Source organism: Pseudomonas sp. GW821-FHT09E12, assembly GCF_059416085.1.
This window is the reverse complement of record NZ_JBWKOM010000014.1, coordinates 1-24102: the sequence shown is the minus strand read 5'-3', so window position 1 is coordinate 24102 and position 24102 is coordinate 1. Positions and strand designations below refer to the sequence as shown.

22 protein-coding genes are annotated in these 24102 nt (G+C 62.9%); 7 read left to right on the top strand and 15 right to left on the bottom strand.

What is annotated here, in order from left to right; translation table 11 throughout:
- Window positions 1-285: 285 nt before the first annotated feature.
- Window positions 286-1629, top strand: coding sequence for an OprO/OprP family phosphate-selective porin (locus tag AC07PQ_RS30025; RefSeq protein ID WP_493186724.1), 1344 nt, complete (start codon window positions 286-288; stop codon window positions 1627-1629).
- A gap of 97 nt (window positions 1630-1726) precedes the next feature.
- Here the strand turns inward: AC07PQ_RS30025 and mtr are convergent, their stop codons facing one another.
- From mtr to AC07PQ_RS29985, 8 genes are all read right to left on the bottom strand, one after another.
- Complete coding sequence (mtr, locus tag AC07PQ_RS30020; protein WP_274305838.1) at window positions 1727-3004, bottom strand: tryptophan permease; 1278 nt, start codon at window positions 3002-3004, stop codon at window positions 1727-1729.
- Window positions 3005-3101: 97 nt separating this feature from the next.
- Window positions 3102-4445 carry an amidase family protein gene (locus AC07PQ_RS30015; protein WP_493186723.1) on the bottom strand — a complete coding sequence of 448 codons (1344 nt, stop codon included), beginning with the start codon at window positions 4443-4445 and terminating at the stop codon, window positions 3102-3104.
- A 36-nt stretch (window positions 4446-4481) separates the two neighbouring features.
- The gene (locus AC07PQ_RS30010; protein WP_493186722.1) at window positions 4482-6191 is read right to left on the bottom strand and encodes an NAD(P)/FAD-dependent oxidoreductase; all 1710 of its coding nucleotides are present in this window, start codon (window positions 6189-6191) and stop codon (window positions 4482-4484) included.
- 18 nt (window positions 6192-6209) lie between these two features.
- Window positions 6210-6680, bottom strand: a complete 471-nt coding sequence (locus AC07PQ_RS30005; RefSeq protein ID WP_009042645.1) for an aromatic-ring-hydroxylating dioxygenase subunit beta — start codon at window positions 6678-6680, stop codon at window positions 6210-6212.
- Window positions 6673-7974, bottom strand: a complete 1302-nt coding sequence (locus AC07PQ_RS30000; RefSeq protein ID WP_007920608.1) for an aromatic ring-hydroxylating dioxygenase subunit alpha — start codon at window positions 7972-7974, stop codon at window positions 6673-6675. Before AC07PQ_RS30000 ends, AC07PQ_RS30005 begins: the two co-directional genes overlap by 8 nt.
- 13 nt (window positions 7975-7987) lie before the next feature.
- A complete protein-coding gene (locus AC07PQ_RS29995; RefSeq protein ID WP_007920614.1) occupies window positions 7988-8935 on the bottom strand; it encodes a PDR/VanB family oxidoreductase in 948 nt (315 codons plus the stop codon).
- 14 nt (window positions 8936-8949) lie between these two features.
- A complete protein-coding gene (locus AC07PQ_RS29990; RefSeq protein ID WP_007920620.1) occupies window positions 8950-9351 on the bottom strand; it encodes a hypothetical protein in 402 nt (133 codons plus the stop codon).
- Window positions 9332-10699: an MFS transporter gene (locus AC07PQ_RS29985; protein ID WP_493186721.1), complete on the bottom strand. Its 1368-nt coding sequence runs from the start codon at window positions 10697-10699 to the stop codon at window positions 9332-9334. Before AC07PQ_RS29985 ends, AC07PQ_RS29990 begins: the two co-directional genes overlap by 20 nt.
- Before the next feature lie 118 nt (window positions 10700-10817).
- On the opposite strand from AC07PQ_RS29985, the gene AC07PQ_RS29980 reads away from it, so the two are divergent.
- Together AC07PQ_RS29980 and AC07PQ_RS29975 are read left to right on the top strand one after the other, a co-directional pair.
- Entirely contained in the window at window positions 10818-11705 is an 888-nt protein-coding gene (locus AC07PQ_RS29980; protein WP_493186720.1) for a LysR family transcriptional regulator, read from the top strand.
- Between the two features lie 46 nt (window positions 11706-11751).
- Window positions 11752-12876 (top strand): GNAT family N-acetyltransferase, encoded by a 1125-nt coding sequence (locus AC07PQ_RS29975; RefSeq protein WP_493186719.1) that lies wholly within the window; start codon window positions 11752-11754, stop codon window positions 12874-12876.
- A 15-nt stretch (window positions 12877-12891) separates the two neighbouring features.
- Here AC07PQ_RS29975 and aqpZ read toward each other — a convergent pair whose 3' ends face one another.
- The 5 genes from aqpZ to AC07PQ_RS29950 all read right to left on the bottom strand — a co-directional run bounded on the left by aqpZ (window position 12892) and on the right by AC07PQ_RS29950 (window position 18213).
- On the bottom strand, window positions 12892-13590 hold the full coding sequence (gene aqpZ / locus AC07PQ_RS29970; RefSeq protein WP_007920624.1) for an aquaporin Z: 699 nt from the start codon (window positions 13588-13590) through the stop codon (window positions 12892-12894).
- A gap of 364 nt (window positions 13591-13954) precedes the next feature.
- The gene (locus AC07PQ_RS29965; protein WP_101337122.1) at window positions 13955-15787 is read right to left on the bottom strand and encodes an ABC transporter ATP-binding protein; all 1833 of its coding nucleotides are present in this window, start codon (window positions 15785-15787) and stop codon (window positions 13955-13957) included.
- Window positions 15788-15875: 88 nt separating this feature from the next.
- Window positions 15876-16439, bottom strand: a complete 564-nt coding sequence (locus AC07PQ_RS29960; RefSeq protein WP_007920626.1) for a peptidylprolyl isomerase A — start codon at window positions 16437-16439, stop codon at window positions 15876-15878.
- A gap of 3 nt (window positions 16440-16442) precedes the next feature.
- Window positions 16443-17246 (bottom strand): alpha/beta fold hydrolase, encoded by an 804-nt coding sequence (locus tag AC07PQ_RS29955; RefSeq protein WP_007920627.1) that lies wholly within the window; start codon window positions 17244-17246, stop codon window positions 16443-16445.
- A 43-nt stretch (window positions 17247-17289) separates the two neighbouring features.
- A complete protein-coding gene (locus AC07PQ_RS29950; protein WP_007920628.1) occupies window positions 17290-18213 on the bottom strand; it encodes a PA3225 family LysR-type transcriptional regulator in 924 nt (307 codons plus the stop codon).
- A gap of 49 nt (window positions 18214-18262) precedes the next feature.
- On the opposite strand from AC07PQ_RS29950, the gene AC07PQ_RS29945 reads away from it, so the two are divergent.
- The 3 genes from AC07PQ_RS29945 to AC07PQ_RS29935 all read left to right on the top strand — a co-directional run bounded on the left by AC07PQ_RS29945 (window position 18263) and on the right by AC07PQ_RS29935 (window position 20438).
- Entirely contained in the window at window positions 18263-18577 is a 315-nt protein-coding gene (locus AC07PQ_RS29945) for a hypothetical protein (protein WP_007920629.1), read from the top strand.
- Window positions 18578-18726: 149 nt separating this feature from the next.
- The gene (locus AC07PQ_RS29940; protein WP_493186718.1) at window positions 18727-19326 is read left to right on the top strand and encodes an FMN-dependent NADH-azoreductase; all 600 of its coding nucleotides are present in this window, start codon (window positions 18727-18729) and stop codon (window positions 19324-19326) included.
- 239 nt (window positions 19327-19565) lie between these two features.
- Window positions 19566-20438: a carboxylate/amino acid/amine transporter gene (locus AC07PQ_RS29935; RefSeq protein WP_493186717.1), complete on the top strand. Its 873-nt coding sequence runs from the start codon at window positions 19566-19568 to the stop codon at window positions 20436-20438.
- 158 nt (window positions 20439-20596) lie between these two features.
- Here the strand turns inward: AC07PQ_RS29935 and AC07PQ_RS29930 are convergent, their stop codons facing one another.
- Window positions 20597-21895 (bottom strand): mechanosensitive ion channel family protein, encoded by a 1299-nt coding sequence (locus AC07PQ_RS29930; protein WP_007920632.1) that lies wholly within the window; start codon window positions 21893-21895, stop codon window positions 20597-20599.
- Between the two features lie 192 nt (window positions 21896-22087).
- Between AC07PQ_RS29930 and AC07PQ_RS29925 the strand changes: the two genes are divergently transcribed.
- A complete protein-coding gene (locus AC07PQ_RS29925) occupies window positions 22088-23425 on the top strand; it encodes a DEAD/DEAH box helicase (protein ID WP_493186716.1) in 1338 nt (445 codons plus the stop codon).
- A gap of 56 nt (window positions 23426-23481) precedes the next feature.
- On the opposite strand, the gene AC07PQ_RS29920 is transcribed toward AC07PQ_RS29925, so the two are convergent.
- A complete protein-coding gene (locus tag AC07PQ_RS29920) occupies window positions 23482-23757 on the bottom strand; it encodes a hypothetical protein (protein WP_493186715.1) in 276 nt (91 codons plus the stop codon).
- Between the last annotated feature and the right edge of the window lie 345 nt (window positions 23758-24102).

The window sequence follows — 24102 nt, the reverse complement described above, 5'->3', positions numbered from 1 at the left end:
ACGAAGGCCTTCAGCGATCTTGAAGTCGCTGCGGCCGTTCGGTCGATCGCAGGCTTCGCTAGCGGCTACAGGGTTTCGTTTTCCCCCAAATACCCCGCCGACCGCTCTAGTACAGGCTTTTTGCCTTATTTCGTTTGGAAGTAAAAAAGTTCCGCTGTCATCAAATCTTTATCTATCGGCAACTCCCCTGAAATACCCCGCCGCCAAGATTCCCACCCAACACAAGCGGGCCTGACTCGCGTGTTTTTTCCAGCGCTACAGACCACCAATTAGGGGAAATCTTCGATGATCCGTAAGCACTTCGCCGGTTTTGCCGCCAGCGCCCTGGCCCTGGCAGTTACCGCCCAGGCTTTCGCTGGCACCGTCACCACCGATGGCGCCGATATCGTAGTCAAGACCAAGGGCGGCCTTGAGGTCGCCACCACGGACAAAGAGTTCAGCTTCAAGCTCGGTGGCCGCCTGCAAGCCGACTACAGCCGCTTCGACGGTGTCTACACCAAGAACGGCGACAGCGCCGACGCCGCTTACTTCCGTCGCGCCTTCCTCGAACTGTCCGGCGTGCTGTACACCGACTGGGCCTACACCATCAACTACGACTTCTCCCACAACACCGGCGACTCCGATAACGGCTACTTCGACGAAGCCTCGCTGGCTTACAACGGCTTCAAGCCGGTGTCGATCAAGGTCGGTCGCTTCGACCCGGACTTCGGTCTGGAAAAAGCCACCAGCTCCAAGTGGGTCACCGCGCCGGAACGTAACATCGCCTACGACATGATCGACTGGGCCAACACCCACCAGAACGGTATGGGCCTGCAGGCTTCCAGCACCTTCGCCGATTCCTTCTATGCCTCGGCTGGCGTGTTCAGCAAGGACACCGACGACACCGACGGCGACAGCGTCAAGCAGGTCAACGGTCGCTTCGTCTTCGCCCCGATGCACGATGCCGGCAACGTCCTGCACTTCGGTGTGAACGTGGCTTCGCGTGATGTCTCCGACACCGCGTTCGACTCCCGTTATCGCACCCGCATGGGCATGCGTGGCGTCGAGACCCTGGGCGGCAACGATGCCGGCACCAACGGCAACCGTCCGGTGCTGGGCGGCAGCTCCACTTCGCCGGCCGGCTCCTACGACCGTGACACCGCTTTTGGCCTGGAAGCCGCGTTCGCCATGGGCCCGGCCTCGATCCAGGGTGAATACATCACCCGCAAGACCAAGGCTGATTCCAACGCCTACGAAGACATCAAGGGCCACGGCTTCTACGTGCAGGGCGCTTACACCCTGACCGGCGAATCCCGCGGCTACAAGGTGGGCAAGTTCGACGCCATCAAGCCGGCCAACAAGGCCTTCGGCGCCTGGGAACTGTTCTATCGCTACGACAGCATGACCGTCGAAGACGACAACATCACCACCGCCAGCCTGACCCGCGACGTCGGCGATGCCGAAGTCAAGGTGCACAACCTGGGTGTGAACTGGTACGCCAACGAAGCGGTGAAAATCTCCGCCACCTACGTCAAGGCCAAGACCGACAAGGTCACCAACGCCACGGCCGCCAGCGGTGGTACTCCAGCCGCGCGTACCGGCGACGACGACGGCGACGGTTTCATCGTTCGCGCGCAGTACGTGTTCTGATGTCGATGCACTCGCGGTAAAGAGCTCTTTCTCATCCGTTAAAGCTCCTTTCGTTTCAGCCCCGCTTCGGCGGGGCTTTTTTTTGCCTGTCTCCCGACTAACGCCAGACCGGCAGCAGGTCGAAGCTGAACAGCAGGTGGGCCAGGGCATTGGCCAGGCCGAACAGCAGCACCAGGACGATCATTGGCGTGCCGCCCCAGACCCGGTACAGCGGGCTGGCGAAGCGTTTACGCGAGGCGTGGGCGAGCAGGGCCGGGGTGATCACCGCCCAGACGGTCGCCGCCAGGCCGGCAAAACCGATGGCAAGGATGAAGCCTTCCGGCCAGATCAGCGCGCAACCGATCGGCGGGGCGAAGGTGGCCAGCGCGCTTTTCAGGCGGCCTTGGGGGCTGTCGTCGAAGCCCAGGGAGTCGGCGATGTAGTCGAACAACCCCAGGGTGACGCCGAGGAACGAACAGGCCACGGCAAAGTTGGAGAACAGGGTCAGCAGCAGGTCGACCCGGGCGCTGTCGAGCATGCTGCCCAGGGCGCTGATCAGCACATCGATGGTGCCGCCCTGGCGGGCGATGTCCTTGAACTGCTCGCGGGGCAGGGTGCCCATGGTGCAGAGCATCCACACCGTGTACAGCACCAGGGCGATCAGGGTGCCGATCAGCAGGCAGTTGCGGATGCGCTGCGGGTCCTTGCCGTAATGCTTCATCAGGCTCGGCACGTTGCCGTGAAAGCCGAAGGAGGTCAGGCAGAACGGCAGGGTCATGAACAGATAGGGCAGGTAGTCCGGTTGCGGGTTGCCGCGATCGAGCAAAACCTGTGGCTGCACATGGCCGAGCAGGCCGCCGAAGGTCAGGAAGAAGGCGAGGATCTTGGCACCGAACACCAGGGTGGTGATGCGGCTGACCGCCGCAGTGCTGAGCCAGACCACCAGGGCCACCGCCAGGGCGAACAGCAGACCGCCGTTGCGCGAGGAAATCTCCAGGCCCAGGGTGTGGGCGGTGTGGCGGATTACCGAGCCGCTGGCCGAGATGTAGGCATAGGTCAGGATGTACAGGACGAACACCAGGGTGGCGCCGTTGAACAGGCTCCAGCGCCGGCCGATCAGGTCGCGGGTGATGGTCGAGAAACTCGCCCCCGGCCGGTAGTTGAGGTTGGCTTCGAGGATCATCAGCCCCGAGTGCAGGGTGCAGAACCACGACAGCGCCAGCACCGCGAGGGAACCTTGGAACCACAGGCCCGACATCATCACCGGCAGCGAGAACATGCCCGCTCCGACAATGGTGCCGCCGATGATCATGGCGCCGCCGATGACCGAGGGCCGGCGTTCGGCGACCGTGCAGTGGGAGGTTGAAGGGGATGAAGCGATGGACGTACCGCGCATGGCAAGGCCTGCAATGAAATTGTTATTGGAGGTAGCGAGGGGGCGCCTCGGGTGTGCGGAAACCGGCAGGCCGGCTCCCGCGCACCCGGGCGACGATTCAGCGCAGAGCCAGCAGGCGGCTCAGTTGCTGCGCCATCTGTAGCAACTGGTGGTCCTGCCCGGGCAAGGCATCGAACGACAGCCCGACCGGCAGGCTGTCCGGCTCGGCCACCGGCACGCTGACACTCGGCGCTGCCAGGTTGCTGGCCGGGTCGGTGTTGCGCACGAAACGCTCGAAATGCTTCTGGGCGCCGCTGTCGCTCAGCAGCGGCGCGGTGCAGCTGACGGTCGGGTAGGCGATCAGGTCCAGCCGGTGCTGCTGGAACAGCCCGGCGTATTCCCGATCCAGGCGGATCTTGCTCATCAAGGCCTGCACGTAGTCCTCGTAGGAAATGGCCGGGCTCTCCAACTGCGCCATCAGGGTCTTCTTGATCTGCGGGTCGCGGATCTGCGCCAGGATCTCGAGGAACCGCTCGCCACAGCCGGCCTTCAGCAGGAAGCGCGGGAAGTCGATGAAGAACTCGAAGATCGGCAGCGGGAACTGGATGCTTTCGTTGATCTCGCCGATCAGGCGGTCGTCCACCGGCACCATTTCCACGCCCTGATCGGCCAGGCTATCGATCGCCGCGTGGCAATCGCTGTGCACCTTGGTCTCCAGCTCGGACCAGAAGAACCGCTGGGGAATGCCGATGCGCAGGCGCTTGGGCTCGGTCGGCGCAGTGAAGGAAGTGCCGGTCAGATGCCGATGGACGAACAGCGCGTCTTCCAGGCTGCGGGTCAGCAGGCCCGGTGAGTCCTTGGTCTGGGACACCGGGACGATGCCGTCGCCAGGGTAGGCCCCGGTGCTTGGCCGGAAGCCCACCACGCCGCAGAAGGCCGCGGGAATCCGCACCGAGCCGCCGGTGTCGGTGCCCACCGCGCACGGCACCAGGCCGGCGGCCACGGCCGCGGCACAGCCGCCGCTGCTGCCGCCGGCGCTGTGTTGCAGGTGGCGCGGATTGACCACCGCGCCGTAGCTCAGGTTGGCCGAGGTCACGCCGAACGACAGCTCGTGCATGTTGTTCTTGCCGGCGACCCGCGCGCCCAGCGCCTTGAAGCGCTGGACGATGCCGGCGTCCGCGGCCGGCTGGTAGTCGGCAAGGCCAGGGGTGCCGGCGGTGGTCGCCAGGCCACTGACATTGATGTTGTCCTTGAACGAAACCGGGATGCCGTAGAGCGGCGCCTGGCGCTGCTCTGGCGTGCCGGTGTCGCCGCTGAACGCCTGCGCGGCGAAGCTGATGAAGCTGTTCAGGTGCCCGGCGTCGGCGTATTGCTCGAGCAGCGCGCGGTGCCAGGAATCCAGGCAGAGGCTGCCCTGGCGAAACCCGTCAACGAGCGCTTCGATCGAAAGCTGGCTGTACATGAAAAAGTCTCAACGAAAGTCGGTAGGGGCCTGGGCTCAGCAATAGCAGAAGTGCGATTGCAGATCGAACAGCGGGTTGCCTTCGAGCAGTTCGCCGCCGAGGCTGGCGATCACCGCGCAGGCACCGTTCAGGGCGGTCTGTACCGCGCCTTCGGCCCAGCCGCCGGTAAACGAGCTGCCGCAGCCGGCCAGGTACAGGCCGGTGTCCTGCTGCGGATCGAGGGCGGTCTTGAACTGATAGAACAGGCGCTGGGAGTACAGGTCGTCGCCGGGGAAGTTCAGCTTGAAGGCGCCCAGGGCCTGCTTGTCGGTGAGCCAGTCGTATTCCAGTACGTAACGCTGGTAGTCGCCGTCCAGCGGCACCAGGTGGCTAGCGAACTGCGGCGAGCTCATCGCCAGTTCGTCCACCAGGCGCTTGCAGCGCTGGACCTTGTCGGTCATCGAAACCATTTTGTGCGAGTCGTCTTCCCAGGTGTAACTGATCAGTACCACGCCCCAGGAGTCCGGGTCCTGCGGGGCGTAGTCCAGGCAGTAGACGCCCTTGACCAGGGTGTCGGTCTGGATGTTCTGCGCCAGGCCATGTTTGAGCCAGAACTTGTCGCGGGTCAGGATGAACAGCTTGGACGAGCCGACCATGTGGGTTTCGTTGATCGCCCGGGCCACGTCGCGATTGACGAACTGCTCGGCCTGGGTGAGGCGCATGTTCACTTGCAGGGCGCGGGTGGTGGCGGTGGTGATCACCCGGTCGCAGCCATAGGTTTCACCGTTGCAGCCTTGCAGCAGGATCTGCCCGTCGGCGCCCTTGCTGATGGATTCGATGCGCGTGCGGCAGATCCGGTCGCGCAGGGCGATGCCGTGGAATTCCTCGTCGGCGATTCGCTCCCAGAGGGTGGAAATGCCGTTGGGCACCAGCCGCTGGTTGACTTCGAAGGCGTTGATCACCAGCCGCAGGATCTCGGTGAACGAGGCCCGGTACACCGACTGGAACCCACCCGAGCCGATGCCCAGGGAACCGAACAGGTGGAAGTCTTCCGGCTTGCGCCAGCGCTTGCCGCCCGGCGGGTTGTTCGAGGTGAAGATCTGCACCATGGCCGAGTAGAAAGAGTGGTCGCCAAAGCAGTCCAGGTAGCGTTGCCACTCCGGCTGCACCTCGGCGTACTGCTGCTTTTCCAGAAGATCGGTGAGCAGCAGCGGCGGCGCCAGGAAGGTGCCGTCGTCCAGGCGCACGCCTTCTTTGAGGAAGGCGTTCCAACCCTGGTGCACGGTGTTGAAGATCGGCGGTGGATTTTCCCCGGCCGGCCAGTGGTGGGTTTCGCCACGGTAGTGGATTTCGGTGTCGACCACCCCAGGGTCGGGAAAGGCCTCGGTGGTGCCGATGCCGAAACGGTCCAGGTAATGGAACAGGCCGACTTCGCTCGGCGGGAAACGCATGGCGCCCATCTCGGCGATGAACTGCGGTTGTGTTTCGTCGAAGCACTGGGTCAGGAAACGCCCGCCAAGGTGGTCTTTCGAGGCTTCGAACAGGGTGATGCGGGTGGCGCCGGCGCGCAACAGTTCATAGGCCGCGATCAGGCCGCTGAGGCCGGCGCCGACGATACCGACGTGCTTGTCGGCAATCGCCGGCGGCAGGTGACCGATGGCCTGGGTGGCACGGCGCAGGAATTGCCCATAGTCGTACAACAGGTCGATGTTGGGGAACGAGCGGGTGCCTTGGGTTTCTTCGAAACCGGAGTGGGAGGAGTTCACAGGTAAGGGTCTCGGAAATCAGATGATGAGCTGCAGGCTTTCAAACGCGCGGGAAGGGTTGAGCAGGAGGACTTTCTTGCGCTGGATCTTCCACTGGCCGGCGAGGCACAGCAGTTGGTGTTCCACGGTCACCGGGTAATGCCATTCGCTGTCGCCCCGGGCTTCGCAATACAGCATCGGGGTCCGGCAATGGGCACTCAGGCCATCCGCATCGAGGCTGATCGTTGGCCTTTGGGCAATGTGCAGGCCGCGGCTCTTGGGCTGCTGCGAGAAGTTGCGGGCGCTGGCCAGGCGGTTGATGCGCAGGGTGGTGAGGAAGCGGTCCTCATACAGCAGCGAGGATTCGCGCAACGGGCAGGGTTGGTCGTGGCGCAGGGGAATCCAGTAGTGGAAGTCGTCGCACAGCAGTTGTTGCCAGGCGTCGAAATCCTGTTGGTCGAGAAGCGCGATCTCTTGGTAGATCAGCTGTTCGAGGGGCGAGTTATCCATGGGCGGTCGATCCGTCTGGGGCCTGCATCAGTTGCTGCCAGGTGTTGTAGAAGTTGCGCATGGCCCGTTCGCTGGTGCCGGACACCACCTGGGTCTGTTCAAAGGCTTCGCCCGGTTCGAACAGGCGGGCGACATTCACCCAGTCGTTGGCCTGGCTGCGCAGTCCGTCCATGGCCCGCTCGTACATCTCCACGTCGTCGTGGGCGACCATCGAGCATGGCGAGTTGATCAGGTTGTTGTACTGCACGGTTCTTTCCAGCAGTTGCACCGGCGCGCCTACCAGTTCGAAGATCCACGACTCGACCACGGTTTCGCTGGCCGAGATCGGGCGGATCACCCGCAGGGTCTGGATCGGTCCCTTGACCATCAGGTTGGGGAAATACACGGTGTTGTGCCGGGTGTCGTCGAGGATCGCCGCGGCCTGGGTTTCGCCGTAGCTCTCGACCATCAGCTCCCAGTAGCCGGGAATGCTCGAATAGGCCTTGTGGATCGAGTTGCTGACGCCGGTGTGGCCATGGCCGTTGGGCCAGGTGCGGATGCCCATGGCGCTGAAGAACTCGTAGGACGCCATGAACGGCGAGAACAGCTCGACAGCCATCGGCGGCTGGCCGTCGTGCCCGGTTTCCTTCCACAGGCGAATGGCTTCGCCGGCCGAGGATTCGTGGGCGACCATCGGGTGGCAGGTGTCGGTCTGGTTGTCGACCACCATCTTCCAGTTGCAGCGATGGCGGTGCAGCAGGGGCTGGCCGATGGCGCGCAACTGTCCCTGGGGCGAGCGCATGACCATGTTGTCCAGGGTCGACAGCGAGTCGCCGAAGAACTCGCTGAAGCCGACGCCTTGCTCCTTGAGGCGCACGAACACGAAGCCCCGGTAGTTCTCCACCGCGGCCACCGGCTGCATGCCCTTGTGGGCGGCGCAGCTGCTGAGGTCGCAGTCGTCGTATTCTTTTTTCACCGGGATGCTCAGCAACTGGCCGTCGGTCTTGAAGGTCCAGGCGTGGTACGGGCAGCGGATGAACCGGCCGACATTGCCTTGCGGCTCGGCCAGCACTTTCACGCCCTTGTGCGGGCAGCGGTTGTGCAGCACGACGATCTCGCCGTTTTTCTGCCGGACCATGGCCAGCGGTTGTCCGGCGATGTCACCGGTGAAGAAGTCGCCGGTTTCCGGGACCAGGCTTTCATGGCCCAGGTAGCACCAGCTGGCGGCGAATACCTGTTGTTGTTCTCGCTCGAAGAGCGACGGATCAAGGAACAGCGTGCGATGCACTTCCTTGCCGTTGAAGTAGTTGTCCAACGAGGTTCTCTCTTTAGATGACCAGTTTCAGGCTTGGGCTTTTGGCCCGGGATACGCAGGGGTAGATCTTGTTGCTGCAGGCGGCCTGCTGCGGACTCATGATGAAATCGCGGTGATCGACTTCACCTTCCAGCACGTCCAGCTCGCACACCCCGCATTCACCACGACGGCAGTCGTAGAGCGGCTCCAGGCCGGCCTCTTCGAGGGCGTCGAGCAGGGACTGGCCGGGCTGCACCCGCAGGTCGACGCCGGAGTCCGCGGCGTGCACGGCGAAGCCGGGATCATCCTCGGCCAGGCAGGTGTTGAAGACTTCGAAGTGGATGCGCTCGCGGGGAAAGCCCAGGCTCTGGGCATGGCTGAACACGTCGTTGAGCATGGCTTGCGGGCCACAGACGTACAGGCGGTCCCGGGGTTGCAACTGGCCTAGCACCGCGGCCACCGACGGGCGCCCTTCGGCCGAGTCGGAGCAGTGCAGGCTCAGGCTGTCCTGCAGCAGCTCGCGCATCTGCGCGGCATAGGCGGCGTCGCCCGCGCTCTTGGCGAAATAGTGCAGCCGCGCCGGGCGCTGCCGGGCTCGCAGATGGCTGAGGATGCCGGTCAACGGGGTGATGCCGATGCCGCCGGCGAGGGCGATGTCGGCGCCGTCGCTGTCGTCCAGCTGGTAGTCGAAGGCATTGAACGGGCCGTCGAGCCGTACCTGATCGCCAACGCTCAGTTGGCGGATATAAGCGCTGCTGGGCGAGTCGGGGTTCAGGCGGATGGCGAACACCAGGCTGCCCGGGGGCAGCTCATGTTCGGCCAGTTCGACCCGGGAGTAGTGACGCCATTGCTCGAGCGTGGGAATCCACCATTTGAAGTGGGCCCCGGCGGTTGTCTCGCAGGGGGCCGGCACAAGAGGCGCCAGAGTGATTTCCTTGATGCTTGGCGAGAGCATCAGGCACTGGGTGATCTGGTAATTCATGGGGTGACTCGCTGTCAGCTTAACGGTGTTTCATGCAGGTACAGCCACTGGGCCGAGTGCTCATGGATGCGGATCACCACCACCGAGAGGCGCGAGGTTTCCTTCTGGTCCAGGCGATGGGTTTCCTTGTAGCGGATCGCCGCGCTGTGGCCTTCGTGCCACACGGTGTGCAGGTCGCTGACAAGGATTTCCAGGCCGGGGCGGGCACCGACGGCGCCGCGGAACATCTGTTCGACCTGCTCGCGGCTGACGATGGCGCCCGCGGTGGTAACCATGCTGAAGTGCTCGGCGAAGGCCGGCAGCAGGCGGTCGATGGCGGCGGCGCCGTTGCCGTCCTGGTCGGTGAAGACCGCGTGGATCAGGTCGTGGACCGCATGGATGCTGTGTTTGGCCTGTTCAACGATTGTGTTGTGCATGACATTCCTTTTGCGTGGTCAGGTTGCTCATCTGCAACAGGGGTAACAGACCCATCACCGCCGCGATGACGAAGGTCAGGTGATAGGCCGGGGTAGACGCCAGGCGGGCGAGCAGCAGGTTGTAGATCATCAGGAACAGCGCGGCGCCGATGCTGAAGGACATCTGCCGGTTGATGTTCCAGATCACGCTGCCCTTGTGGGTATCGGCACCTTCGAAATCCATCAGCGAAGTGGTTTGCGCGGTATTGGCGCCGATGCCGCCGCCGATGCCCATCAGGCAGTAGGCGATGACGATGATCGGCAGGTCGGCGGCGCTGTCGACCAGGTACAGGGTGGCGATGCCGGCGCTGTGCAGGAGCATGCCGAGGGTGAACAGGCGCCGGGCGCCGAAGCGGTTGTAGACCCGGCCGCAGACCAGCATGGCGATGAAGGCGCCGCTGGCGTAGAGGATCATGAACATGCCGGTCAGCTGGGCGCTGAAGTGCAGGCTGTTCTGCAGGAAGAAGATGCTCAGCAGGTTGACCCCGGTGAACACTCCGGGAATCGCGTAATAGATGAAGATCGAGGTACTGAGCTTCTTGCTCTTGAGCAGGCTCAACTCGACGATGGCGTTGTCGCAGCGGCGGTAGTGCAGGACATACAGCACCACACAGGTGACCCCCAGCATCAGGCAGCTCAGGGCGGCCAGCGGTGGGTAGTCGCCGCCGTACAGCGACATGCCCATCAGCAGGCTGCCCAGGGCTGTGCTGACCAGCAGCAGGCCCTTGATGTCCGGGCGCGCCAGGCTGGCGGGCCGGGCTTCCTTGATCCACAGCCAGGACAGGGCAGCGGCGATCAGCGAGAACGGAATGTTGCTGTGGAACACCCAGCGCCAGGAGCTGCTGTCGACGATCACGCCGCCGATGGTCGGCGAAATGGCCGGGGCGATCAGGGCGACGGCCATCACCAGGGTGGAGATCTTGGCCCGCTGCGGGCCCTGGAACAGGTTGAAGGTCAGGGCCTGGCCCACCGGGATCAGCAGGCCGCCGCCGATGCCCTGGACGAAACGCCAGATCACCAGTTCATGGAAGCTGCCGGCCATCCCGCACATCCAAACGGCGGTGCTGAACACCAGCATCGAGGCGGTGAGGGTTTCGCGGCTGCCGAAACGTCCGGCCAGCCAGGTGCTCACCGGAATGATCAGGGTCAGGCCGAGAATATAGGCATTGGCCACCCAGGCCACGGATGAAGTCGAGACGTGCATCTCATGGGCAATACTCGGTAAAGCCACGGCCGACATGAATATGTTTATACAGTCGATAAAGAACCCGATGAGGAATATAAGAGCCACTTTGTAGCGATAAGTCATATGATCTCCCTTTTGCGGCGGGATCATAGGAGCGATAGACCGAGGGTGTCGATACGCCTATACTTGAAACATTGTTTGGTGGAATTTGACAATGATTTACAACACGGTGAGCTATAACATGCACACGCATCTAAATCGCGTCCAGACATTCCTGGCGGTTGTCGATTTCGGTTCCTATACCAAGGCAGCCAACTACCTGTGCATCAGCAAAGCCATGGCCAGCCTGCATGTCAAGGCGCTCGAGGAAGTTTTGTCGGCGACCCTGTTGATCCGCAATACCCGCAATATATCCCTGACGGAAATAGGCCAGGACTTTTATGACGAGTTCAAGGGGATTGTCGCGGATATCGACAATGCCTTCGAAAATGTCCTGCATGGGCATAATCGTATTTCTGGAAAGTTGCGTTTCAGTTCAACTAGTGAATATGGCGAGCGCTATATACTTCCGATCATTTCCAAGTTCACCGATCGTTATCCGGAGATCCGTCTTTGTTATAACTTCAACTCTTCGTTGAATGATCTGGTGGCGGAAAAACTCGACCTGGTGATCCGCCTGGGCAACCTCGCCGACTCGGCTTTCAAGAGCCGCAAGCTGGCTGATTACGACATCGTCCTGGTGGCCAGCCCGGACTTTCTGGCGCGCCATCCGGTGGGCGAGCCCCTGGACCTGAACAGCGTGCCGTGGATCGCCAACAGCAACCTGCAAGGGCCGACCAACTGGACCCTGAGCCACCCGCAACGGGGTCAGGTCGAAGTCAGCGGGCCCAATCATTTCGAATCCAATTCCTCCACCGCCATTCGCGCCATGACCCTGTCGTCCCTGGGGGTGTCGGTACTGCCCGGCTGGGTGGTCGAGGACGACCTGGCCAGCGGCCGGCTGGTGCGCCTGCTGCCCGACTACGCCTTGCCTTCGCAGTCGGTGAACGTGGTGTTTCCCAACAGTTCGCACCTGCCGCACAAGTCGCGGGCGTTCATCGATTTCCTGTTGCTGCACCTGGGGCAGTGATCGGCGATACTCGGCGCGTTCGTGGACCACACTCGCGGGGAACCCAATGCCGTTGCAATCCTTGACCAGCCTGGCCGCCGTCGATCCGCAGCAATGGGACGGTTTGCTCAGTGACGGCCAGCCGTTTCTGCGTCACGCCTTTCTCAGTGCGCTGGAAGACAGCGGCAGCCTCGGCCCGAACTCTGGCTGGCAGGCCGAGCACCTGCTGCATGTGCAAGATGGACGCCTGATCGCGGCGCTGCCCAGCTACCGCAAGTGGCATTCCTACGGCGAGTACGTGTTCGACCATGGCTGGGCCGACGCCTGCACCCGGGCCGGCATCGAGTATTACCCCAAGCTGCTGAGCGCCGTGCCCTTCAGCCCGGTCAGCGGCGCGCGGCTGCTGGCGGCAAGCCTGGAAGACGGCCTTGAACTGTTGCAAAGCCTGCCCGGTTACCTGGAGATCGAAGGGCTTTCCAGTGCCCATATCAACTTCACCGACGCCTTTACCGATGCCGCCCTGGCTGGGCAAGCCGGTTGGTTGCAGCGCCTGGGTTGCCAGTTCCATTGGCAGAACCGCGGCTATCGGGACTTCCAGGACTTTCTCGATACCCTCAGCTCACGCAAGCGCAAACAGATGCGCAAGGAGCGCGAACAGGTGGCGGGGCAGGGCATCGAGTTCGAGTGGCTCGAAGGCCGGCAACTCAGCGAAGCGCAGTGGGATTTTGTCTACGCCTGTTACGCCAATACCTATGCGGTGCGGCGCCAGTCACCCTACCTGACCCGGGCCTTTTTCAGCCTGCTGGCCGAGCGCATGCCCGAGGCCATTCGCGTGGTGCTGGCCAAGCAGAACGCCAGGCCGGTAGCCATGGCCTTCAGCCTGATCGGTGGCGACAGTTTCTACGGGCGTTACTGGGGCTGCCTGGCGGAATTCGATCGTCTGCATTTCGAAACCTGTTTCTACCAGGGCATGGATTACGCCATCGCCCAGGGGGTGCAGCGTTTTGATGCTGGGGCCCAGGGCGAGCACAAGTTGATTCGGGGGTTCGAGCCGGTGATTACCCGGTCCTGGCACTACCTGCGACACCCCGGCTTGAAAGCGGCGGTGAAGGATTTTCTCCAGCAGGAGCGGGTGGGCATGCTGGCTTACGCCGAAGAGGCGAGGGCCGCGCTGCCGTATCGGCAGGCGTGACCCTCGGGGTTGCTGTCAGCTGTCTTCCTTGCCCAGCCAGCGATAGAGGCCACCGCCGACCACCGCGCCGAGAATCGGCGCCAGCCAGAACAGCCACAGTTGCTGGATCGCCCAGCCGCCGACGATCAAGGCCGGCCCGGTGCTGCGCGCCGGGTTGACCGAGGTGTTGGTCACCGGAATCGAGATCAGGTGGATCAGCGTCAGCGCCAGGCCGATGGCGATCGGCGCGAAGCCCACCGGCGCACGTTTATCGGTGGCGCCGAGGATGATCACCACGAACATCCCGGTCATCACCAGCTCGCTGACAAAGCCCGCCGCCAGTGAGTAGCCCCCCGGCGAATGTTCGCCATAGCCGTTGGAGGCCAGCCCGCTGGCCAGCTCGAAGCCAGGCTTGCCGCTGGCGATGAAGTACAGCAGCGCCGCGGCGATCACCCCGCCTATCACTTGCGCGATGACATAGGCGGGCAGTTCCTTGAGCGGAAAACGCCCGCCGACCACCAGGCCGACGGATACCGCGGGGTTGAGATGACAGCCGGAGATATGGCCGATGGCGAAGGCCATCGTCAGCACGGTAAGACCGAAGGCCAGCGCCACGCCGAGCAGGCCGATCCCGACATCCGGAAACGCGGCCGCCAGTACGGCGCTGCCGCAACCACCCAATACCAGCCAGAAGGTGCCTAACAACTCAGTGACTGAACGTTTGAACAGCGACATAGAAGTTATTCCTTATCGATCCGATAAAGCCGTTATGCAGCCGTGCAGCCTGGCTACAGGCCCTGCTCCAGAACCTAGGCTCAGTACAGCAGGCTTTTTTTACAAATCCAGTGCGAAAAAAACGCCAGGGCCCTGTTCACGGGGCTCTGGCGTTTTTTGTAGCTGCCGGCGCAGCCTGCAATCGGCCGCGCAGCGGTCGTAAATCTTGCAACCCTGATCTGCCTGAAAGAGCGCATTCACCGGTTTGCGACGGCTACGCCGTCGATCGCAGCCTCGCGGGCTCGGCAGCGGCTACGGGTGAAGGGTGGCGCAAAAAAAACGCCAGGGCCCCGAAGGGTGCTGGCGTTTTTTGGGGCGGGGCGGATCAATCGATACCGACGAACCCCCCGGTCTGGTGCTGCCAGAGGCGCGCATACAAACCGCCGTGGGCCAACAGCTCGGCATGGCTGCCGGTCTCGGCGATGAGGCCTTTTTCCAGGACCACCAGGCGGTCCATGCGGGCGATGGTCGAGAGGCGGTGGGCGATGGCGATCACGGTCTTGCCTTGCATCAGGGTCTCCAGGCTTTCCTGGATCGCCGCCTCGACTTCCGAGTCCAGGGCCGAGGTGGCCTCGTCCATGATCAGGATCGGCGCATCCTTGAGCAGCACCCGGGCAATGGCGATGCGCTGGCGCTGGCCACCGGAGAGTTTCACCCCGCGCTCACCGACGTGGGCATCGAAGCCGGTGCGGCCCTGGGCGTCGGAAAGCAACGGGATGAACTCGTCGGCGCGGGCCTTGCGCACCGCTTCCCAGAGTTCCTCGTCGGTGGCGTCGGGCTTGCCGTACAGCAGGTTGTCGCGGATCGAACGGTGCAGCAGCGAGGTGTCCTGGGTGATCATGCCGATCCGCTCGCGCAGGCTTTCCTGGGTCACGTCGGCGATGTTCTGGTTGTCGATCAGGATGCGCCCGCTCTCCAGGTCATAGAGCCGCAGCAACAGGTTGACCAGGGTCGACTTGCCGGCGCCGGACGGGCCGATCAGGCCGATCTTTTCCCCGGGCCGGATGGTCAGGTTGAGGTCGCTGATGACCCCGGCCTTTTTCCCGTAGTGGAAATCCACATGCTCGAAACGCACTTCGCCGCTGGCCACCGCCAGGCGTGGCGCCTGCTCGCGGTCGCTGACGCTGATGGGCTGGGCGATGGTCTGCAGGCCGTCCTGGACCATGCCGATGTTCTCGAAGATGCCGTTGACCACCCACATGATCCAGCCGGACATGTTGACGATGCGGATCACCAGGCCGGTGGCCAGGGCGATGGCGCCGACCGAGATCAGCGACTGGGTCCACAGCCACAGGGCCAGGCCCGTGGTGGAGACGATCAGCAGGCCGTTCATGGCGGTGATCACCACGTCCATGCTGGTGATGACGCGCCCGGCTAGCTGGCTTTTCTCGGTCTGTTCGCCGATGGCTTCGCGCGCGTAGTTCTGCTCGAAGTGGGTGTGGGCGAACAGCTTGAGGGTGGTGATGTTGGTGTAGCCGTCGACGATCCTGCCGACCAGCTTGGAGTTGGCGTCCGAGGAGATCACCGAGCGCTCCTTGACCCGCGGCACGAAGTACCAGAGCGCGCCGATGTAGCTGGCGATCCAGATCAGCAGCGGGATCATCAGGTGCCAGTCGGCCTCAGCGAACAGCACCAGGGCGCTGACCGCATAGATCAGCACGTGCCACAGCGCGTCCACCGCCTGCACCGCCGAATCGCGCAGCGAGTTACCGGTCTGCATGATGCGCTGGGCGATGCGCCCGGCGAAATCGTTCTGGAAGAAGTTCAGGCTCTGCTTGAGCACGTAGCTGTGGTTCTGCCAGCGAATCAGGCTGGTCATGCCCGGGCTGATGGTCTGGTGCACCAGCAGGTCGTGCAGGGCGACGAACAGCGGGCGGAAGATCAGCGCGACCACCGCCATCCAGGCCAGCTCGAGGCCGTGGGTCTTGAAGATCTCGACATTCGGCGTGCCCTGGGCCAGGTCGATGATCGTGCTCAGGTAGCTGAACAGCGACACTTCGATCAGCGCGACGAACAGGCCGACCACCAGCAGGGCGACGAAGCTCGGCCAGACCTGCTTGATGTAGTAGAGGTAGAAGGGCAGTACGCGGTTGGGGGGAGCGGCAGTGGGAGCGTCGCGGAAAATATCGATCAGCTGTTCAAAACGACGATAGAGCATGGGATCTGACGCCCGCGTGGCGGGCTCTCCTTATCAGTAAGCAGGCGCAGCGCTGTGTCAGCGCCGCGCCGGGACTCCCGGTGACACATTAGTCGATGCGCTTGGCCGACTTGATCAGCACGGGGTCGATCGGCACGTTCTGCATGCCTTGTTTGGTGGTGGTCTGCGAGTTGACGATCTGGTCGACCACGTCCATGCCGCTCACCACTTTGGCGAACACCGCGTAACCGGCATCGCGACCCGGATCGAGGAAGGCGTTGTCGGCGACGTTGATGAAGAACTGGCTGGTGGCCGAGTTCGGGTTCGAGGTGCGGGCCATGGACAGGGTGCCACGTACGTTATGCAGACCGTTGCTGGCTTCGTTCTTGATCGGGTCGCGGGTTTCCTTCTGCACCATCTGCGGAGTGAAGCCGCCGCCCTGGACCATGAAACCCGGGATCACCCGGTGAAAGATGGTGTTGGTGTAGAAGCCACTGTCGACGTAGTCGAGGAAGTTCTTGCTGGAGATCGGGGCCTTGACCGGGTCCAGTTCGACTTCGATCTTGCCGAAGCTGGTGTCCAGCAGGACGTGAGGCGCCTTGGCCGGTTGGGCGGCCATCAGGTTGGCAGCAAACAGAACGGAGCCGGCGACGAGGGCGATTTTTTTCAGCATGGGTCAGTGATCCTGGGTGGTGGTGTCGACTGCGGTTAAAAACTCGAGCAGGGTTTGGTTGAAGCGTTGCGGCTGGTCCAGCGGCGTGGCGTGACGCGAATCGGCGATCACCACCAGGCGCCCGTCGGGCAGCAGTTTCACATAACTTTCTTTCAGTGCGACCGGGGTGTAGTCACGGTCGGCGCTGATGACCAGGGTTGGACAGGCGACTTGCGAAAGTCGTTCCTGGACCCCCCAGCCAACGATGGCATCGAAGCTTGCGAGATAAGCACGTTTGTCGTTTTTTGCCCAGCGCTCGGCCATCTTTTGCCGCAGCTCGGCCTGCGCAGGTAGGGGGAACAATTTGCCGGCCAGGGCAATGCCGATGGTTTCCAGGCTGAGCAGGCGCATCAGGCTCCAGCGCTTGAACCATTGCCAGGCATCGTTGGCGCTGCGGATCTTGACCTCGGGCGCGCTGTTGACGATGCACAGGCTTTTCAGCAGCCCGGGCTGATCCACCGCGACCTGGAAGGCGATCATGCCGCCCATGGACAGGCCTACCAAGTGCACCCGCGACAGGTTCAGGTGCTCCAGCAGGGCGATGAGGTCGGCGCTGAACCCGGCGATGCTGTAGGGCTCGCGGGGTTTGTCGGAGCGGCCATGGCCGCGCACGTCGGGCAGGATCAGGCGGTAATGGGCGGACAGCTCGGCGATCTGCTTTTCCCAGTCACGGGTGCTGGAGCCGAGCCCGTGGACCAGCACCAGCGGTTCGCCATGGCCGTATTCCTCATAGTGCAGGGTGCATCCTTCGTGTTCGAAATAGGCCATGGCTGAATTCCTGTTCAGGCGCGTGGAGGGTTCAAGTACGGGGTCAGGCTTGTTCCGGGGCGGCGAACGGCGCGTCCAGCGGCGCGGTGTCGAAGGTGCGCAGCAGCTCGACGAGGATCTGCGTGGCCGGGCCCAGGGGTTTGTCCTTGTTCGAGTACAGGTAGAAGGTCGGGTGGCGGCTGCCGCCCTGGTCCAACGGTAGCACCTTGAGCAGGCCCTCCCGGAGTTCGCGCTCGATCATATGCCGCGGCAGCCAGGCAAAGCCCAGGCCGCTGCCGACGAAGGTGGCGGCGGTGGCCAGGCTGCCGACGGTCCAGCGCTGTTCGGCGCCGAGCCAGCCGACGTCCCGCGGCTGCTGGCGACCGGAGTCGCGGATCACCACTTGCAGCTGGCTTTCCAGGTCCTGGAAATTCAGCTCGCGGTTCAGGCGGTGCAGGGCGTGTTCCGGGTGGGCCACGGCGACGAACTCCACCGAGCTCATTTCCGTGCCCAGGTAGCCGGAGATATTGAAGCCACTGATGGCCAGGTCGGCCACGCCTTCGAGCAGCACCTCTTCGACCCCGGACAACACTTCTTCGCGCAGGCGCACCCGGCAGCCACGGCTTTGCGGCATGAAGGCGGTCAGCGCGCGGACCAGGCGCGCGCTGGGGTAGGCGGCGTCCACCACCAGGCGCACTTCAGCTTCCCAGCCCTGTTCCATGTGGTGGGCCAGGTCTTCCAGCTGGCTGGCCTGTTTCACCAGTTGCCGCGAGCGCCGCAGCAACACGCCGCCGGCTTCGGTGAGCACGGCCTTGCGCCCATCGATACGCAGCAGCGGCACGCCCAGTTGGTCCTGCATGCGTGCCACGGTGTAACTGACAGAGGATTGCGAACGGTGCAGCGCTTCGGCCGCCTGGGCGAAGCCGCCGTGGTCGACCACGGCCTGCAGCGTTCGCCATTGATCGAGGGTAACGCGGGGCGCTTTCATGAGGAGCTCCTCTTGTCCTAAGCTGGCGCTCCTTATTGGAGACTGCCGAATGAGAAAATTCTGTTGTGTGTTGCTGGCCCTGCTGCCGCTCAGTGCGTTCGCCTATCCCATCGACGTGAAGAAACACCTCGAAGGCGTGAGCATCGACTACACCGCCTACGACACCGATGCCGACATCGGTTCGATCCAGGTGAACAACTACGGCACCACCGACGCCGCCTGCACGGTGGTCTTTCGCAACGGTCCCGAAGCCCCGCGCACGCGCAAGGTGGAAGTGGCGGCCGGCAAGTTCAAGAACGCCACGGCCAAGTTCAACCGCAGCATCATCAAGCTGCGCATCGACCTGACCTGTACCGCCAAATAAGCGCAAAGCGGAGCAGGGTGCGCGACCTGCTCCGCTTATAAACGAATTTATTGATTGGTTATAGCAGTTATTTGCGCTTTTTCATCGATATGACTCTGTTTAATCTGCGCTCCATCGACCTACAGCATTCCCGATGGAGGCTACATCCCATGTCCCGCGTTCTGATCATCGAAAGCAGTGCCCGTCAGCAGGATTCCGTTTCCCGTCAGCTGACCCAGACCTTCATCAAGCAATGGCAAGCGGCCCACCCGGACGACCAGATCACCGTGCGTGACCTGGCGGTAACCCCGGTGCCGCACCTGGATATCAACCTGCTGGGCGGCTGGATGAAACCCGCCGGGCAGCGCAACGAGATCGAAGAGGCCTCGCTGCAGCGCTCCAACGAACTGACCGACGAACTGCTGGCCGCCGACGTGTTGGTGATGGCCGCGCCGATGTACAACTTCGCCATCCCGAGCACCCTCAAAGCCTGGCTGGACCACGTGCTGCGTGCCGGTGTGACCTTCAAGTACACCGAGACCGGTCCCCAGGGCCTGCTCAACGGCAAGCGTGCCTATGTGCTGACCGCCCGTGGCGGCATCTACGCCGGCAGCGCCGCGGACCACCAGGAACCCTACCTGCGCCAGGTCATGGGTTTCATCGGGATCCACGACGTCGAGTTCATTCACGCCGAAGGCATGAACCTGGGCGGCGACTTCCAGGAGAAGGGCCTGAACCAGGCCAACGCCAAACTGGCCCAGGTCGCCTGATCCGTTAATCGCCAGATAATCGCGCAGTGGTCTAGTAGGCCCTGCGCTCCCCTTCAAGTTTGTTTGCGCATCGAACCTCCCTTTGCACTTGTTGCTCCTGAGTGCTCCTGCCCGATTGAACGCTTTGCGAGATCGGGCTTTTTTTTGCCCACGATTTATCAACCCCGCTCCTACGGAAGGTGTTTTATTGTGCGCGGCAAAACCGCTATCGTCGCCGCCTCTTCAAGACGAGGCGAGCAATGGGCTATCTACTTTTTGTCACGCTGATCCAGGCGTTTTCCTTCAGCCTGATCGGCGAATACCTGGCCGGGCATGTCGACAGTTACTTCGCGGTGCTGGTCCGGGTGCTGCTGGCCGGGCTGGTGTTCATCCCGCTGACCCGCTGGCGCCAGGTGGAGCCGGTGTTCATGCGCGGCATGCTGCTGATCGGCGCCTTGCAGTTCGGTGTGACCTACGTCTGCCTGTACCTGAGTTTCCGTGTGCTGACGGTGCCGGAGGTGCTGCTGTTCACCATCCTCACGCCGCTGCACGTGACCCTGATCGAGGATGCGCTCAACCGCCGCTTCAACCCCTGGGGCTTGCTGGCGGCGCTGGTGGCGGTGGCCGGGGCGGCAGTGATCCGCTACGACCGCATCAGCCCGGACTTCTTCATGGGCTTCTTGCTGCTGCAACTGGCCAACTTCACCTACGCCGCCGGGCAGGTGCTGTACAAGCACCTGGTGGCGCGCCATCCGAGCGACCTGCCGCATTACCGGCGTTTCGGCTACTTCTACCTGGGGGCGCTGGCGGTGGTGTTGCCGGCTTTCCTGTTGTTCGGCAAGCCGGACTTCCTGCCCGAAGCGCCGTTGCAATGGGCGGTGCTGCTGTTTCTCGGGCTGGTGTCCACCGCGCTGGGGCTGTACTGGTGGAACAAGGGCGCCTGCCTGGTCACTGGCGCGACCCTGGCGGTGATGAACAACCTGCATGTGCCGGTGGGGCTGCTGATCAACCTGTTGATCTGGAACCAGCACGAAGAACTGGGGCGCCTGTTCCTCGGGGCGCTGGTGATTCTGGCGGCGGTGTGGATCAGCCGTCGCGGCGTAAAAAACGCGACTACCGCTACTGCCTTGTAGGAGCGAGGCTTGCCCGCGATAGCGACCTGACAGACACCGCGGGGTCAGGCCGCTGCGCGGATCGCGAGCAAGCTTCGCTCCTACAGATAGGCAAGCAGATAGAGCAGATAGGCGGATAGAGGGTTGATCGCCCCGGGGACGGGGCGATCAGGCGGGAATTACAGCGCGCGTTTTTCCACTTCGGGGATATGGCTGGCGCCCAGCACCGCCGGCAGCAGGCCGGCGCGCAGGTCGTTGCCGCTCGGCTGTTGATACAGGCTCAAGCCGAATTCCGGCATCACCGCCAGCAGGTAATCGAAGATATCGCCCTGGATCCGCTCGTAGTCGGTCCACGCCGTGGTGCGGGTGAAGCAGTAGATTTCCAGCGGAATGCCCTGGGCGGTGGTCTGCATCTGGCGGACCATGCAGGTCATGTTCGGCTGGATGTCCGGATGACTCTTGAGGTACGCCAGGGCATAGGCGCGGAAGGTGCCCAGGTTGGTCATGCGGCGGCGGTTGGCCGACATGGCGGCGACATTGCCCTGGGCTTCGTTCCAGCTCTTGAGCTCGGCCTGCTTGCGACTGATGTAGTCGGTGAGCAGGTGGACCTTGCCCAGGCGCGCTTCTTCCTCATCGTTGATGAAACGCACGCCGCTGGCGTCGATGTACAGGCTGCGCTTGATCCGCCGGCCGCCGGACTGCTGCATGCCGCGCCAGTTCTTGAACGACTCGGACATCAGGCGCCAGGTGGGGATAGAGACGATGGTCTTGTCGAAGTTCTGCACCTTGACCGTGTGCAGGGTGATATCCACCACATCGCCGTCGGCGCCGACCTGGGGCATTTCGATCCAGTCGCCGACTCGCAGCATGTCGTTGCTGGTCAGCTGCACGCTGGCGACGAACGACAGCAGGGTGTCCTTGTAGACCAACAGGATCACCGCCGACATGGCGCCCAGGCCGGACAACAGCAGCAGCGGCGAGCGGTCGATCAGGGTGGCGACGATGATGATCGCGCCGAACACGAACAGCACCATCTTCGCCAGCTGCACATAACCCTTGATCGAACGGGTGCGCGCATGTTCGGTGCGCGCGTAGATGTCCAGCAGGGCGTTGAGCAGGGCGCTGATGGCCAGCACCTGGAACAGGATGGTGAAGGCCAGCGCCAGGTTGCCGAGGAACACCAGGCTGGTCTTGCTCAGCTCCGGTACCAGGTGCAGGCCGAACTGGACCACCAGCGACGGGGTCATCTGCGCCAGGCGATGGAACACCTTGTTCTGGCGCAGATCGTTGAGCCAGTGCAGGGACGGCTGGCGGCCGAGCAGCTTGACCGCGTGCAGGATCAGGTAGCGCGCCACTCGTCCGACGAGCAGCGCCACCACCAGCAGGATGACCAGGGCCAGGCTGGAATGCAGGAGCGGGTGCTCATCGAGCGCCCCCCAGAGGTCTTGAACGTTGAGCCAGAGCTGTTTGAAATCCATGGGGTCAGAAGCTTCCTCTATGAGACGAGACGGATCGATTAGAACATTTAAGCCGTCGAAAGTTACCGTTAAGGACAAATCGCTGACAAAAACCAATTGTTTACCGTGGTTTGCGTGAAAGAAACTCGGCCTTCGCGCCCGAAACCGTTACCCTATGCAGCTGTTTTTTTGCATATCTTCGAGGTAGCACCCGTGTTTTCCCAATTCGCCCTGCACGAACGCCTGCTCAAAGCCGTGGCCGAGCTTAAATTTGTCGAGCCAACGCCTGTGCAGGCAGCGGCCATTCCGCTCGCGCTCCAGGGGCGTGACCTGCGGGTGACGGCACAGACCGGCAGCGGCAAGACCGCCGCGTTCGTCCTGCCGATTCTCAATCGCCTGATCGGTCCGGCGAAGATCCGCGTCAGCATCAAGACCCTGATCCTGCTGCCGACCCGCGAACTGGCGCAGCAGACCCTGAAGGAAGTCGAACGCTTCTCGCAGTTCACCTTCATCAAGGCCGGCCTGATCACCGGTGGCGAAGACTTCAAGGTCCAGGCCGCCATGCTGCGCAAGGTGCCGGACATCCTGATCGGCACCCCGGGCCGCCTGATCGAGCAACTGAACGCCGGCAACCTCGATTTGAAAGAAGTGGAAGTGCTGGTCCTCGACGAAGCCGACCGCATGCTCGACATGGGCTTTGCCGACGACGTGCAGCGCCTGGTGGACGAGTGCCCGAACCGGCAGCAGACCATGCTGTTTTCCGCCACCACCGGCGGCTCGGGCCTGCGCGAGATGGTCGCCAAGGTCCTGAACAACCCTGAGCACCTGCAGCTGAACGCGGTCAGCCAGCTGAACGACACCACCCGCCAGCAGATCATCACCGCCGACCACAACCAGCACAAAGAGCAGATCATCAACTGGCTGCTGGCCAACGAGACCTACCAGAAGGCCATCGTCTTCACCAACACCCGCGCCATGGCCGACCGCATCTACGGCCGCCTGGTGGCCCAGGAGTACAAGGCATTCGTCCTGCACGGTGAGAAAGACCAGAAGGACCGCAAGCTGGCCATCGACCGCCTGAAGCAGGGTGGGGTGAAAATCCTCGTCGCCACCGACGTCGCCGCCCGCGGCCTGGACGTCGACGGCCTGGACCTGGTGATCAACTTCGACATGCCGCGCAGCGGCGACGAGTATGTGCACCGCATCGGCCGTACCGGGCGTGCCGGCAACGACGGCCTGGCCATCTCGCTGATCTGCCATGGCGACTGGAACCTGATGTCGAGCATCGAGCGCTACCTCAAGCAGAACTTCGAGCGTCGCACCATCAAGGAAGTCAAAGGCACCTACGGCGGGCCGAAGAAGGTCAAGGCCTCCGGCAAGGCCGCGGGCGTGAAGAAGAAAAAGACCGACGCCAAGGGCGACAAGAAAAAAACCGCGGCCAAGGCCCCGACCAAGCGCAAGACCGCCAACCGGCCGAAAAGCGATGCCCTGGTCAGCCAGGACGGCATGGCGCCGCTCAAGCGCCGCAAGCCAGCACCGGCTGCCGAATAAGCCGTAGCGCAACAGAAAAAGCCCGGACCCTGTCCGGGCTTTTTATTGGCCGGCGATCAGCTGTCGGCCTTCTTCTCGGCCGCGTCCAGCTCTTTCAGGCGCTGGTCGATCAACTGGCACTTGTCCGGCAGATCCTTGCTGGCCGTGCTCAGGTCCATCTTCTGCAACTCGTCGTTGATTTCCTTGGCCTTGGCCGGGTTCTGCTCGGTGAGCCTGGTCACTTCCTGGGCCAGTTGCTCACGCTTGGCGGTGGCCTCGTCAAGGGTGCAGGCCCAGGCGGGCAGGGTGCAGAGCAGGGTGGTGACGATGCTGAAGGAGAGGAGCGATTTCATGGGGTGGCCTCTTGATCGGGGCGACAGGGTTATGCGGTTGAGGGCCAGGAACTTGGAAAAGTTCAGCGGTTGATCAGGTGAGGGGCGATCTTGAGTTCAGGGCGGACGCAGGCTTGGCTGGGCCTTATCGGGGCAGACCCTTCGACGACTTAAGTTCTTCGCTGGAACCCCCGTTGCAGAGCCTCTCTCCTGCATCAGCCGGCAGGATGAATGATTGACGTCAAAATGATGGCCAATTAACATATTGATATCATTTTGACACTAATGCGTCTCGAGGGACCGAACATGTACTCACCCGCCCTCGCGGGGAGGTTGTGCCTGGCTTTGCTGTGCCTGACTCCGCTA

What these genes read in the sequence shown, in the direction of transcription:
- AC07PQ_RS30025 (WP_493186724.1), top strand. Translation starts at nt 286, where the DNA reads ATGATCCGTAAGCACTTCGCCGGTTTTGCCGCCAGCGCCCTGGCCCTG.
- mtr (WP_274305838.1), bottom strand. Translation starts at nt 3,004, where the DNA reads ATGCGCGGTACGTCCATCGCTTCATCCCCTTCAACCTCCCACTGCACG.
- AC07PQ_RS30015 (WP_493186723.1), bottom strand. Translation starts at nt 4,445, where the DNA reads ATGTACAGCCAGCTTTCGATCGAAGCGCTCGTTGACGGGTTTCGCCAG.
- AC07PQ_RS30005 (WP_009042645.1), bottom strand. Translation starts at nt 6,680, where the DNA reads ATGGATAACTCGCCCCTCGAACAGCTGATCTACCAAGAGATCGCGCTT.
- AC07PQ_RS29995 (WP_007920614.1), bottom strand. Translation starts at nt 8,935, where the DNA reads ATGAATTACCAGATCACCCAGTGCCTGATGCTCTCGCCAAGCATCAAG.
- AC07PQ_RS29990 (WP_007920620.1), bottom strand. Translation starts at nt 9,351, where the DNA reads ATGCACAACACAATCGTTGAACAGGCCAAACACAGCATCCATGCGGTC.
- AC07PQ_RS29985 (WP_493186721.1), bottom strand. Translation starts at nt 10,699, where the DNA reads ATGACTTATCGCTACAAAGTGGCTCTTATATTCCTCATCGGGTTCTTT.
- AC07PQ_RS29980 (WP_493186720.1), top strand. Translation starts at nt 10,818, where the DNA reads ATGCACACGCATCTAAATCGCGTCCAGACATTCCTGGCGGTTGTCGAT.
- AC07PQ_RS29975 (WP_493186719.1), top strand. Translation starts at nt 11,752, where the DNA reads ATGCCGTTGCAATCCTTGACCAGCCTGGCCGCCGTCGATCCGCAGCAA.
- aqpZ (WP_007920624.1), bottom strand. Translation starts at nt 13,590, where the DNA reads ATGTCGCTGTTCAAACGTTCAGTCACTGAGTTGTTAGGCACCTTCTGG.
- AC07PQ_RS29965 (WP_101337122.1), bottom strand. Translation starts at nt 15,787, where the DNA reads ATGCTCTATCGTCGTTTTGAACAGCTGATCGATATTTTCCGCGACGCT.
- AC07PQ_RS29960 (WP_007920626.1), bottom strand. Translation starts at nt 16,439, where the DNA reads ATGCTGAAAAAAATCGCCCTCGTCGCCGGCTCCGTTCTGTTTGCTGCC.
- AC07PQ_RS29955 (WP_007920627.1), bottom strand. Translation starts at nt 17,246, where the DNA reads ATGGCCTATTTCGAACACGAAGGATGCACCCTGCACTATGAGGAATAC.
- AC07PQ_RS29950 (WP_007920628.1), bottom strand. Translation starts at nt 18,213, where the DNA reads ATGAAAGCGCCCCGCGTTACCCTCGATCAATGGCGAACGCTGCAGGCC.
- AC07PQ_RS29945 (WP_007920629.1), top strand. Translation starts at nt 18,263, where the DNA reads ATGAGAAAATTCTGTTGTGTGTTGCTGGCCCTGCTGCCGCTCAGTGCG.
- AC07PQ_RS29940 (WP_493186718.1), top strand. Translation starts at nt 18,727, where the DNA reads ATGTCCCGCGTTCTGATCATCGAAAGCAGTGCCCGTCAGCAGGATTCC.
- AC07PQ_RS29935 (WP_493186717.1), top strand. Translation starts at nt 19,566, where the DNA reads ATGGGCTATCTACTTTTTGTCACGCTGATCCAGGCGTTTTCCTTCAGC.
- AC07PQ_RS29930 (WP_007920632.1), bottom strand. Translation starts at nt 21,895, where the DNA reads ATGGATTTCAAACAGCTCTGGCTCAACGTTCAAGACCTCTGGGGGGCG.
- AC07PQ_RS29920 (WP_493186715.1), bottom strand. Translation starts at nt 23,757, where the DNA reads ATGAAATCGCTCCTCTCCTTCAGCATCGTCACCACCCTGCTCTGCACC.